10 protein-coding genes are annotated in these 12,969 nt (G+C 35.5%); 5 read left to right on the forward strand and 5 right to left on the reverse strand.

Annotated elements, in window-relative coordinates; translation table 11 throughout:
• The first annotated feature begins 436 nt into the window (after nucleotides 1-436).
• The gene (locus AO058_RS08380; protein WP_075326024.1) at nucleotides 437-2,650 is read left to right on the forward strand and encodes a tetratricopeptide repeat-containing hybrid sensor histidine kinase/response regulator; all 2,214 of its coding nucleotides are present in this window, start codon (nucleotides 437-439) and stop codon (nucleotides 2,648-2,650) included.
• Between the two features lie 183 nt (nucleotides 2,651-2,833).
• Here the strand turns inward: AO058_RS08380 and htpG are convergent, their stop codons facing one another.
• The gene (gene htpG, locus AO058_RS08385; RefSeq protein ID WP_075326025.1) at nucleotides 2,834-4,720 is read right to left on the reverse strand and encodes a molecular chaperone HtpG; all 1,887 of its coding nucleotides are present in this window, start codon (nucleotides 4,718-4,720) and stop codon (nucleotides 2,834-2,836) included.
• Between the two features lie 226 nt (nucleotides 4,721-4,946).
• On the opposite strand from htpG, the gene AO058_RS08390 reads away from it, so the two are divergent.
• On the forward strand, nucleotides 4,947-5,615 hold the full coding sequence (locus tag AO058_RS08390; protein WP_075326026.1) for a TetR family transcriptional regulator C-terminal domain-containing protein: 669 nt from the start codon (nucleotides 4,947-4,949) through the stop codon (nucleotides 5,613-5,615).
• Between the two features lie 22 nt (nucleotides 5,616-5,637).
• Nucleotides 5,638-6,948 (forward strand): ABC1 kinase family protein, encoded by a 1,311-nt coding sequence (locus AO058_RS08395; RefSeq protein ID WP_075326027.1) that lies wholly within the window; start codon nucleotides 5,638-5,640, stop codon nucleotides 6,946-6,948.
• Between the two features lie 257 nt (nucleotides 6,949-7,205).
• On the opposite strand, the gene AO058_RS08400 is transcribed toward AO058_RS08395, so the two are convergent.
• Nucleotides 7,206-9,665 carry a S9 family peptidase gene (locus tag AO058_RS08400; protein WP_075326028.1) on the reverse strand — a complete coding sequence of 820 codons (2,460 nt, stop codon included), beginning with the start codon at nucleotides 9,663-9,665 and terminating at the stop codon, nucleotides 7,206-7,208.
• 139 nt (nucleotides 9,666-9,804) lie between these two features.
• Here AO058_RS08400 and AO058_RS08405 point away from each other — a divergent pair, with 139 nt between their 5' ends.
• Complete coding sequence (locus AO058_RS08405; protein WP_075326029.1) at nucleotides 9,805-10,815, forward strand: 3-oxoacyl-ACP synthase III family protein; 1,011 nt, start codon at nucleotides 9,805-9,807, stop codon at nucleotides 10,813-10,815.
• A gap of 98 nt (nucleotides 10,816-10,913) precedes the next feature.
• On the opposite strand, the gene AO058_RS08410 is transcribed toward AO058_RS08405, so the two are convergent.
• From AO058_RS08410 to AO058_RS08420, 3 genes are all read right to left on the reverse strand, one after another.
• A complete protein-coding gene (locus AO058_RS08410) occupies nucleotides 10,914-11,108 on the reverse strand; it encodes a hypothetical protein (protein WP_075326030.1) in 195 nt (64 codons plus the stop codon).
• Nucleotides 11,101-11,346 (reverse strand): putative signal transducing protein, encoded by a 246-nt coding sequence (locus AO058_RS08415; protein ID WP_075326031.1) that lies wholly within the window; start codon nucleotides 11,344-11,346, stop codon nucleotides 11,101-11,103. The genes AO058_RS08410 and AO058_RS08415 overlap by 8 nt, the downstream gene beginning before the upstream one ends.
• 77 nt (nucleotides 11,347-11,423) lie before the next feature.
• Nucleotides 11,424-12,152 (reverse strand): hypothetical protein, encoded by a 729-nt coding sequence (locus tag AO058_RS08420; RefSeq protein WP_075326032.1) that lies wholly within the window; start codon nucleotides 12,150-12,152, stop codon nucleotides 11,424-11,426.
• Nucleotides 12,153-12,372: 220 nt separating this feature from the next.
• Between AO058_RS08420 and AO058_RS08425 the strand changes: the two genes are divergently transcribed.
• On the forward strand, nucleotides 12,373-12,927 hold the full coding sequence (locus AO058_RS08425; RefSeq protein ID WP_075326033.1) for a fasciclin domain-containing protein: 555 nt from the start codon (nucleotides 12,373-12,375) through the stop codon (nucleotides 12,925-12,927).
• Nucleotides 12,928-12,969 lie beyond the last annotated feature (42 nt).

Raw genomic sequence — 12,969 nt, forward strand, 5'->3', positions numbered from 1 at the left:
ATAATTACCTGCTATTTTTATTAGATAATTGAGATTAATATGCCCTGAGGTTTGTCTCATACATTAAATAATTTGTTCGCTACAACGGCTCGTTAAATCGAAGCCGCGTGTTGGAATAGGTTATATAGCTCAAGATTGTTTCCTCAATAAAAAGGGAACTTTCTCTAATCTCTACACAGTTCAGTCTTAGAAAGTAAGGCTAATAAATTGGGAATTTTCAGCACTAAATTAATCTGTCTTAAAAAAGATGGGTACTTAATATTATTGGTCTTTTTAAAAGAAAATAGAGTTTTCAGAAAATATCTTTTTTTACAAAACTTTTACCGTTTTAAGATGAATCCTAAAATTAAGGGAACTATTGGTTGGTCAAATATTAAAAAAAAGTTAATTTAACATAGTCTATAGCCCCTGGGTAAGAACTTAACAAGGAAAATAATTGAGTATAAAATACATTTCTGTTTTACTAATTTCCCTGGTATCCGGCATTGCTTTCTCACAGTCTAAAGAAAGTGAAAGCTGTGATAGTATTAAGGAACTACTAGACTTATCTACAGATGCCATGTATTCCTATGAATATAACAAGGCCATTGATTATTCCCTGAACTTAATTGAGCTTGCCGAGGAAGAAAAAGATTACTACCACCTTTACCACGGCTATAATAACCTGGGAATTACATACGATGAATTGTATGATACTATTAGGGCTAAAGAAAGTTATGAGAGCGCGCTTAAGTATGCTAAAATTGTAGAGAACGATACTTTACTTTGGTGGGCATACAACAATCTTGGTAATATGTTTACTTCCAATAAGCAAACTATAGACCAGGGTTTTGCATATTACGATAAAGCGATAAAAGCTGCGTCTAACCTTGAAGATGCAGATAGTAGAGCCACACCGCTTATGAATAAAGGCTGGACGCATCTATATTTAGAAGAGTATGACGAAGCTTTTCCCTATCTAGTACAAGTCGAGAAACTGGTAGAAGATATCGAAGATCCTTATATGCTAAGCCAGGTTGCGTCCCTTTTTGGAACCTACTATTTGGGAAAAGAGAATTTAGAAGAATCTAAGAAATATTATGACAAAGCTATTAAAATAGCTGAAAGAGATTCCCTGTATTATGAGGCGGTAACGGCTTATGATGGTTATGCTGAAGCTTTGTTTAAAAATAACGAATTTAAAGAAGCTTATAACGCGTTAGATAAATATATAGAATACGATGCTGAACTTTATGAAAAGGAAAAGCTGGAACAAATGGAATCTGCGCAGGCGCGGTTTGAAACCAAGCGCTATCGCGAAAATCTTGAAATAGCCAAAAGGGAGCAAAAGTATAAAGATGAGGTAATTGCCAAATCTCAGCAAAATTCCATCATCATGATTATTTCTTTAATCGTGATGTTATTTTTTATAATCCTGCTTGTTAGAAATAACAACTCAAGGAAAAAGCTAATTTCCCAACTAAAAAATAAAAACAGCGAATTATTTTCGGCCAAAGAAGAAGCAGAGCGTTTATCTATGCTAAAAAGCCAGTTTTTCTCTACGGTAAGTCACGAGTTGAGAACCCCTCTCTATGGGGTAGTAGGACTTACCTCGTTATTGCTGGATGATAAAAGCCTGAAAAAACACGAAAGCGATTTAAAATCCTTAAAATTCTCAGCCGATTATCTTTTGGCGCTAATTAACGACGTGCTGCAAATGAATAAAATGGAATCTAAACAGGTAAAACTGGAAAATGTTTCATTTAATCTTCATGAATTAATATTAAGTATTGTAAATACTTTTGAATTTACGCGACTCCAGAACAAGAATAAGGTACATTATAATATAGATGAAAACGTACCCCAAAATCTTATTGGAGACCCCGTAAGGCTTTCTCAAATTTTAATGAACCTGGTGGGAAATGCGGTGAAGTTTACCGAAAATGGTAACATTTATATAAATGTAGAGTTACAGGCTAAGGTAGAAGATAGAGCGATAATTTATTTTGAAGTAAAAGATGACGGAATTGGTATTCCAAAAAGCAAACAAAAATTAATTTTTGAAGAATTTTCTCAGCTTAAACCTTCAAATTATAATTACCAGGGAACCGGCTTAGGTTTGCCTATAGTAAAACGCCTATTACAGTTATTTGAATCTCAAATTCATTTAAAAAGTAAAGAAGGAGAAGGTTCTGTTTTTTGTTTTAGTTTAAGCCTTAAAGAAGATAAATCTTCAACAAAAAAAGCTGGATTTGCGCACGAAGTATATTTGGATAATCTAAAAGAAAAACAAAAAATACTTATTGTAGATGACAATCGAATAAACCAGGTAGTAACGCGACGAATATTAGAGAAACAGAATTTTGAATGCGTGGTTGTTGGCAATGGGGTAGAAGCTATTGAAAGAGTTGCTGCCATGGATTTTGACCTTATTTTAATGGATCTAAATATGCCGGGAATTAATGGTATGGAAACTACCCAGCGCATTAGAAACCTGAGTAAAGACATACCCATTGTTGCGCTTACTGCAGTAGAAATTGAAGAAGTAAGAAATGAAATCTTCGCAGCCGGAATGAATGATATTATCGTAAAACCTTATGATATAGAACGATTCTACCAAACCATAAAGCGTAACCTAAACGCAAATTTAGAGACAAGCTCAAGGAATTAAAGTCTATTGGCAAACTTTCCCTTTGTATTAAAGCTTAATCATATAAAATAAAAAAGCCTGGAAAGTCTTGTTACCGTATAGCTGAACTTGTTTCAGCTTCTAACATCTTAGATACTGAAACAAGTTCAGGATGACGATTAAATCAACTTTCCAGACCTTTCTAAATTTTCCTTTTCAAGGAAATTATTTTACCATATCAAAACTACGTTTTACGAAATTGGTTAACTCTTCCCCTTTAAGCAGGTTTTGAGATAATCTCGCAAGATCCAGAGAATGCTTGATTAAGCGTTCCTGTTTCTTTTCGGTTTTGGTATTTAGAATATCACAAATTAACGGGTGATTGGTATTTACCACAAGGTTATACATTTCTGGCATATTCCCCATTCCAAACATACCACCGCCACCGGTTTGCTGCATTTCCTTCATTCGGCGCATAAACTCCGGTTGTGTGATTAACAAAGGAGCAGCATCACTATCCATAGCTTCCAGTTGTACGGTATATTTTTCCTTCGGAATTACTTTTTCAAAGTCTCCTTTTAATTTCTCTTTTTCTTCTTCAGAAAGTTTTGAAATCTTCTCTTCGTCTTTTTTGATAAGGTTATCTACCTGATCTGAATCTACACGAACAAAAGTGATTTTCTCTTTTTCACCTTCCATTTTTTGAAGCAGGTGAGAAATAATTGGAGAATCTAATAACAACACTTTGTAACCTTTGGCTTTAGCTGCCTCAATATAACTGTGTTGCTCGTCTTGATTAGAAGCATAAAGCACAACCAGGTTTCCATCTTTATCGGTTTGGTTGACTTTTATTTTCTCCTGAAGTTCTTCAAAAGTGAAGTATTCATTCTCTACCGTTGGGTAAAGTGCAAACTTCTGTGCTTTTTCGTAGAACTTGTCTTCAGAAAGCATTCCGTATTCAATAACGATCTTAATATCGTTCCATTTTTGCTCAAAATCCTCACGATTATTATTGAAAAGAGATTTCAATTTATCGGCTACCTTACGGGTAATGTAGCTGGAAATCTTTTTCACAGCACCATCTGCCTGTAGGTAAGAACGGGAAACGTTTAACGGAATATCTGGAGAATCTATAACCCCGCGAAGCATCGTTAAGAATTCAGGAACAATTCCTTCAACATTATCGGTTACATAAACCTGGTTTTGGTAAAGCTGAATTTTATCCTTTTGAATATTCATATCCTGCGTCATCTTAGGGAAATAAAGAATCCCGGTAAGATTAAACGGATAATCTACATTAAGGTGAATGTGAAATAAAGGTTCCTCGAACTGCATTGGATACAATTCACGGTAAAAACTTTTGTAATCTTTATCTTCTAAATCGTTTGGTTGCTTAGTCCACGCCGGTTCAGGGTTATTGATAATATTATCTACCGTTTTGGTTTCTGCTTCGGCGTCTTCAGGAGCATCTTCCGGAAGTGGCAAAGTTTCTTCTTTTGTTCCAAATTTAATTGGGATAGGCATAAACTTGTTATACTTCACCAATAATTCCTGGATCCTGTTTTCTTCCAAAAATTCTTCATCTTCTTCATTTATATGAAGAATGATTTCGGTTCCTCGCTCTTTTTTATCGGCATCGCCAAGTGTGAACTCGGTTGTTCCCTCACAAACCCAATGCGCTGCAGGTTCATCTTTGTAAGATTTGGTAATGATTTCTACTTTATTCGCCACCATAAAGGCAGAATAGAAGCCAAGTCCAAAATGGCCAATAATTCCGCTGTCTTTAGCCGAATCTTTATATTTTTCAAGGAATTCCTCAGCGCCAGAGAAAGCTACTTCGTTAATGTATTTTTCAACTTCTTCTTTCGTCATTCCAACACCCTGGTCTATAACGTGAAGTTTCTTTCCTTCCTTGTCTACTTTAACCTCAATTACCGGGTTACCGTACTTTACATCGGTTTCCCCAATATCGGTAAGGTGTTTTAGCTTTAGAGTTGCATCTGTTGCGTTAGAAATCAATTCTCTTAGAAAGATTTCGTGATCACTGTAAAGAAATTTCTTTATCAGTGGGAAAATGTTTTCTACAGAAACATTAATTTTTCCGGTTGCCATATATTTTCGTTTTTAATACTATTTATTGTTGCTTACCTATAGTCAAAAAAAATACCATTAAAACTCCGCTGACAAACTGACATAACCTGTAATTAATAAAATATCATTTCGTCTAAACTGCTGAAATTCAATTTTAATAGGCAGAGATATTTTTAACAAACATTTTGTTTAATATTATGAATTAAAACTTAAATAAAAGTGTATCTTTGAAAAAGAAATAAAAATTATGGTTACAGCTAAAAAAAATACAACCAGGAAAGTTTTAGATAAAGACAAGCTTATTGCGATGTATATGGACTATGTATTGGAAGAAGAGAAGCGTCCTAAAACGGTTTATAAATTTTGTAAGGAGAATAAGATCAAAGAAGAGGAATTTTATAATTTCTACGGAAGTTTTGAAGGTTTACAGAAAGGAATTTGGGAGCGGTTTTATGAGCATACTATGAATGTGATTAATAAAAGTCCTGAATTTGACAGTTTTTCCAACAGGGAAAAAATGCTCACTTTCTATTACACCTTTTTCGAAATACTTACTGCAAATAGGAGTTACGTTTTGTTCTCATTAAAAGAACATGAAAGTCAGTTAAAAAACCTACAGCAGTTAAAAGGATTAAGAAAGAACGTGAAATCTTTTGCAACGGAACTTATTCAGGATGAAAATTCAGAAAAAGCAATATCAGCTTTACAACAATCAGAGAGAATATTTTCTGAAGCAACCTGGGTACAATTGATGTTTTTAATGAAATTTTGGATGGACGATAATTCTCCTCAATTCGAAAGCACCGATGTTGCAATAGAGAAATCTGTAAACACTGTTTTTGATGTTTTCGATAATACCCCGCTGGAACGGGTTATAGATTTAGGAAAATTCCTCTGGAAAGAAAAAATGGCTTAATTAAAGTCTACCCCAAATTATCATGAAAACTATAGATAAAATACCCACAGGCAAAATTGGCCGAACTTCAAAACTGGTGCAAACCGGAGTAAAGTTGGGAGGCAATTACCTTAAATATTACAGTAAAAGAGCTTTTGATTCTGAGCTTACCCGCGATGAATTAGACCAAAGCAATGCCGATGATATTTACGACAGCCTAAAAAGTTTAAAAGGAAGCGCGCTAAAAGTAGCCCAAATGCTTTCTATGGAAAAAAGCCTTTTACCAAACGCTTATGTTGAGAAATTTAGCCTGGCACAATTTAGTGTGCCGCCACTCTCAGCGCCTTTGGTGAGAAAAACTTTTAAAAAATATAACGGAGCTTACCCTGAAGAGTTGTACGATAGATTTGCTTCAGATTCTGTGAATGCGGCCAGTATTGGCCAGGTTCATAGAGCCGAAAAAGATGGGAAAAAACTTGCTGTGAAAATTCAATATCCCGGCGTGGCAGATAGTATAAGTTCAGATTTGGCGATGGTTAAACCTATTGCTACCAGAATGTTTAATCTTCAGGGTAAGGATTCCGCTAAATATTTTAAGGAAGTAGAAGGAAAATTACTTGAGGAAACCGATTATATTTTGGAAGTAAAACAGAGTAAAGAAATTTCTGAAGCCTGTGCGCATATTCCAAACTTAAAATTTCCAAAATATTACGAAGATTTATCCAGTGAGCGAATTATCACGATGGATTGGATGGATGGAAAGCATCTAAGTGAATTTGCGAAAGAAAATAAAGATCAGGAGAAAGCTAATAAGGTAGGGCAGGCGCTTTGGGACTTTTATATGTACCAAATGCATAGATTGAAGGAAGTACACGCCGATCCTCACCCAGGGAATTTTCTAATTGATAAAGATGCAAACCTTATTGCTATAGATTTTGGTTGCATAAAGCAGGTTCCTGAAGATTTTTATGTGCCATATTTTGAATTGGCAAAAAAGGAAAATATTAATAATCCTGAATTTTTCAACGAGAAATTATTTGAACTGGAAATATTAAGGGAGGATGATTCTGAACGGGAAATCAAATATTTTTCAGAATTATTTTACCAAATGCTGAATTTATTTACAAGCCCGTTTCACGAAGAAACTTTTGATTTTGCCGATGAAACCTTTTGGAATTCAATTACAGCATTGAGTGAAAAGTATAGTAAAGACACAGAATTACGAAAAATGAATGGGAATAGAGGCAGTAAGCATTTCCTTTATATTAATAGAACATTTTTCGGTTTATATAATTTATTGCACGATCTGGAAGCGAAGATCGAGGTTAACAAGTTCCGCGATTACATGTCATAATTGTTGGTTTTATTTATTGGTTAGGTTGTGGAAAAGCGTTATTACCATCTCTGGTAATGGCGCTTTTCCTATTTTTAAACCTAATTGACTTTGTGAAATAAAAAAGCTGTTTGAGAAGGTTTTAAAAACGTCATCCTGAATTTATTTCAGGATCTAACAAGTTGATTACTGTACTCATGTTAGAAGCTGAACCAGTTCAGCCTGACGGAAAAAAACATCTCTCAAACAGCCTAAAAAGTTGGCTATAATTTAGAATTTTAGTCTTTTAATTCTGCTGAAGTTTCAATGTTTCCAGATTCTTCTCTGTTTTTTACATATTTCTCTAACCATTGGTCTTGTTCCCAAAGCACGTGCAAAACAGATTCTTTTGCGCTATAGCCGTGGCTTTCTTTTGGTAGCATCACCAGGCGAGCTGTTGCTCCCAGCCCTTTTAGCGCATTAAAATAACGTTCACTCTGCATTGGGTAAGTCCCTGAATTATTATCGGCTTCCCCGTGAATTAATAATAGTGGAGTCTTCATTTTATCGGCGTGCATAAAAGGAGACATATTATAATATACTTCTGGTGCTTCCCAGTAGTTTCTTTCTTCACTTTGGAAACCAAATGGAGTTAGCGTTCTGTTATAAGCACCACTTCTGGCAATTCCCGCTGCAAAAAGATTGGAATGTGATAAAAGGTTTGCCGTCATAAATGCACCATAACTGTGGCCACCCACGGCCACACGATCACGATCTACATAACCTTTTTCAGCTACGGCATCTATTGCAGCCTTTCCATTTGCCACTAATTGTTCTCTAAAACTATCGTTTGGTTGTTCATTACCTTCCCCTATAATTGGAAAAGACGCATCATCTAATACCACATAACCTCGATTTACCCAGTAGATTGGCGATCCATAATAAGGATAAGTGAAATCGTTGGCGTTGGAAGTATTTTGCGAAGCTGAATTTTTATCCTTGTATTCTCTTGGGTAAGCCCAAACAATCATAGGATGTTCTTCGGGGTTTTCTTTATCAAAACCTGCCGGAAGATAAAGCGTTCCGTTTAATTCCAGGCCATCTTCGCGCTCGTACGTAATCACCTCTTTACTTACATTTTTAAGACTTTTAAAAGGATTTTCAAAAGAAGTGATTTGTGTTAAGTCTTCTTTATCGTCTATATCCCTAATGTAATAATTAGGATATTTGGTAGCCGATTCTATTCTTACCAGGATTTCCCCATCTTCAATATCTAATGCTTCTACAAGAGTTTCTTTTTTATCGTTGTATTCAGATTGGTATAAACGTTCAGTTTCACCATTTTCCAGATCTATTTTATCGGCAAATGGAAACTGACCTTCTTCACTATAACCTGCGCCAAGTAAAAAAGCATCTTCTCCGTCTAATTTTAATACATTTTGCCCAAATTCATTTTTAGTGGTTACAAATCGCCCGGGATCGCTATATCTATCCTGGTAATTTCTGTCAAAAATAACTTCAGGTTCTTCTGATGCATCAGATGGATTAAATACATAAGTTCTGGTATTTCTTGTATTCCACCAGTAATCATCAGCAAGAGCAATTTCATCATTTCCCCACGTAATTCCAGAAAAACGATCTTTTGTTTTTAAAATAGATTTTCCTTCACCCTTAAACGGAGCTTCCAAAACAAAAACCTCATCTCTATAATCTACTTCTACCTCCGGATCACCTTCATCCAAAGCTTTTACATAAACCAGGCTTGCCGGTTTGTCGTTTCTCCATTGCACGCTTCTTCTCCCGGTTTGAGTAGACATAAAACCTTGCGGAAGATCTTCTAATAGCGGTTCGTCGTTTACCTGGTTTACCAATTCTCCTGAAACTTTATAAATATTAGTTTCTGAAGGGAATCTATAATAAGGTACCAGGTAGGAAAAAGGTTTTTTGATATGATTAACCATCACATATTCTCCATTGGGAGAGAAGGAAACGCTGCTATACATTTTGGCATCCATCCATTTTTCGGAAGTACCGTCTAAATTAATTTTCACCAATTCTGAACGCGCTAATTGTTCAAAATTATATTCATCATTAGGATTTTTAAGTAAATCCTGGTAAGTACGGTTCTGAGCTTCTTTCCCATCACTCACAGAAATTGTTGGTCCGGTTGGAACTGCGGTCTCGGGATCAATTAAATCTTTACGATCCTCTGGAAGCATTTTTACTAAAACGGACGAGTTGTCTTTAAACCAGTTAATAACATCACGCATATTTGCGTTTAGGTTTGCATCGGTTAATTTTCTCGCTTGTGCATTTTCAATATCTAATACCCAAAGTTCTACGCCGGTATTTGTAGTATGGGTAAAAGCGATCCTGGATTCGTCTGGAGACCAGCTGAAATTTGATAACCTAGGATTTTCAGGCAGGCCCTTTACCTGGGTTGGTGTTTCGGCTTCAATTTCTTTTAATTCAAGATTGTTATAATAAGTTGCACGGCTGCTAATATTAGTTACAGGGTTAATTCTTAATCCGCCCAGTCTCAATTCTTCTTCGCTTAATTCAGCAATAGATTTATATTGGTCGCGATATAAAAAGATCATCATTTCCCCATCACTATCTAAAATTGTAGAAGGCGCCAGGGGTACATCTACCAAATTCAGGATCTCCTGTGGCGGTTTCTGGTAAGTTAAATTTTCCTGGGCAAAAAGCGTGGGCAAACTTAGCAATAGGCTAAAAATGCTTAAAATAATTTTTCTCATAAATTTGTGGTTTTAGGAAATGAAAATAAAAATGCGTCATAATCGCAGTCATGCTAATCTTTAGTATATTGCGGACCCATTTTTTATTAAATGCTTAAATTTAAATTCAATAAGGTCTAAATATACTAAACAATAGAATATGTATCAATCTAAAATAGCCGGAGTTGGGAGTTACGTGCCAGAAAATGTTGTTACTAATGATGATTTGGCTAAAAGAATGGATACCAACGATGAATGGATCCAGGAAAGAACAGGTATCAAAGAACGCCGACATATAAAAAAAGGCGACGGTAATTCTACCGCTAAAATGGGCGTAAAAGCCGCTAAAATTGCTATTGAACGTGCTAAAATAGATAAAGACGATATAGACCTAATAGTTTTTGCAACCCTAAGTCCAGATTATTATTTTCCTGGTTGTGGGGTTCAGGTTCAGGAAATGTTAGATATAAAAACCTGCCCGGCATTAGATGTGAGAAACCAATGCAGCGGTTTCATCTATGCACTTTCTACTGCCGATCAATTTATTAAAACCGGAATGTATAAAAACGTTTTGGTTATTGGAAGTGAAAACCATAGCGGTGGACTCGATTTTACCACACGTGGCCGGTCTGTTTCAGTGATTTTTGGAGATGGAGCAGGAGCAGTGGTTTTAACCCGAAGCGACCATAATGGAGAGGGAATACTTTCTACACACTTACATTCTGAAGGAAAACACGCTTTAGAACTTTCTTTAAAAGGCCCAAGTACAGAGCACTGGGTTCCTGAAATTATTGCTGAAAACCCACAGGGAGACGATATTCCTTATTATCCATATATGAATGGGCAATTTGTATTTAAAAATGCCATTCAGCGTTTTTCTGAAGTTATTATGGAAGGTCTAAAAGCGAACGGACTTGAAGTGAAAGATATTGATATGTTAATTCCGCACCAGGCAAATTTGCGTATATCACAATATGTTCAGCAAAAATTTAAATTGAGTGACGAGCAGGTGCATAATAATATTCAGAAATACGGGAACACTACTGCAGCTTCTATTCCTATTGCTTTATGCGAAGCCTGGGAACAGGGCAAAATTAAAAATGAAGATATAGTGGTTCTTGCAGCTTTTGGGAGCGGATTTACCTGGGCAAGTGCTGTAATTAGCTGGTAAGAATATTAATTACTAAGATTAAAAAAGGTTATTTCGTTGCGCGAAATAACCTTTTTTATTTTCTAAATTCTTATAGAAATTTCTTCTGAAAGATTGATTCAAACTTTCCTGAAATATCGGAACAGGTCGTAAAGTCCAAAAACTATAAAACCAACCGCGAGTACCGAGCCAAAATTATCGGTTTCTTCTGCAGATAGGTGTGAATAGAGTCTATAAACTCCATAAACCAGAAATAGAATTCCCAGTATTAAATACCATTTATTACGTCTTCCTCCTTCGTTGAGGTTACTCATCTGTATAATCTTTTGGGAAGGTGGTTTTAGCTATTTTCAAGGCTTCGTCGTAATGATTTTTAACTACAAAAAGTTGCACCTGTCCTCGTAGGCCTCCGCCAAATCCGGCTCGTAATCCTGAATCAAAATCGTTTCTAACCCGGGAAGAAATATTGGCTTTATCAAATAATTCCTGCAAATATTGCACATTGGGCTCCGAACCCGTATATACTCTTTCGTAAGATTCGTCTAAACTCATAATTAATAGTTTTTAGTCCTATCTAAAATACAAATAACAATATAGCTTAATGTGTATTTTATACTGAGTTTAACGTTCTATGCGTTATAATATTTACTTCGCCAAATAGCCGAACTAAAATTCTTTCCTTTTTTGAAGCCATAGAAAATTGAAAGTCCTGCCACCCATTTAAAAACAAAGAAAAAGATCAAAAAAAACTGGGTAGTGGTTTGCTGTGGTGAGAAAAGTCCGTCGGGAATTAAAAGTGCAATTACAAAGCTAAGCACAAGCAAGAAGCCAACAAAATTCTCAAGATGTCTAAACGGCCACATTAATAATTTTCTCAATGGATGTAGGTCGTTGCCCCATTTATGTATTAGGTAAAAATAATCGTTCCCCATGGGAGCGAAAAGTAAGGGATCGTCGGCATTTTCCAGTTTAAAAAGTTTAGATGGCGCAACTATTTTAAAACCTTTCAGGGTAATTTGTTGTTCCTTTTCTATAGCCTTAATCCTGCTCACGGCTTCATAAGGAATTTTACCTTTAAAATAACTGCTGTCTAAGAAGCGTAGGCGATAATCAATACATAGTTTTTCAATATCTGAGAGATGAAAAATTCTAGAGCTTTCTAATAAATCAAGATTAAAATGGTTGTTTCCAGAATTTCCACCTTGAATCTCTTTTAGAATATTATCGTCCTTAGTGGTTTCCTGTTCAAAGATTTCCTGAACCTGTTGCAGAATATTTTCAGAAGAAACTCTTTGTTTTCGGGATTTATATAATTGCTCTTCCAGATTAGTGCGGCGCAAGCCTAACTTCAACTTCATTTTCTTTTTCTTTAGCATCTTTCACTAAATTAAGTAATTAAGATGATTCATGCAATCCATTTTTTTAACCGAATGCATGTTAAACCTTTCATAATTGGTTAAATTTAAAAACTGTTTAACTAAAATAGAATTAAATTAGACAAAAATTAGATAATTAGGTTTTCTGAATAAATATTCGCAGAACAGATTTTATCTAATAAATCACTTAAAAATAATTGTTATGAGAAAATTAAAACACTTAGGAATTCTTTGTTTCCTATTTATTGGAGGGACTTTAATGGCCCAAAACGGATCTACAATGGTTGGTGGTGCAGAAATGTACCCCAGCAAGAATATTGTGGAAAATGCTTCACAATCTAAAGATCATACCACCCTCGTTGCAGCAGTAAAAGCTGCCGGTTTGGTAGAGACTTTACAGGGCGATGGTCCTTTTACCGTATTTGCTCCCACAAATGCGGCATTTGAAAAACTACCTTCTGGAACCGTGGAAACTTTACTAAAGCCAGAGAATAAAGCTAAACTACAAGCAGTACTTACATACCACGTAATAGCTGGGAATTTTAGTGCTAACGATGTGGTAGCGGCAATTAAAGAGGCTGATGGTAAAGCCACTTTTGAAACGGTAAGCGGTGCAAAACTTTATGCTATGATGGAAGATGGTAAAGTAAAGCTTAAAGACGCTTCAGGGAATGTTGCAACTGTAACTATTGCAAATGTGAACCAGTCAAACGGGGTTATTCACGTAATTGATACTGTAGTATTACCGGGGAAATAAATTGCTATTGAAAGAAAACTTAAGAGCGGCCTAAATGGCCGC

It is taken from the genome of Salegentibacter sp. T436 (assembly GCF_001932675.1).
Taxonomy (GTDB): domain Bacteria; phylum Bacteroidota; class Bacteroidia; order Flavobacteriales; family Flavobacteriaceae; genus Salegentibacter; species Salegentibacter agarivorans.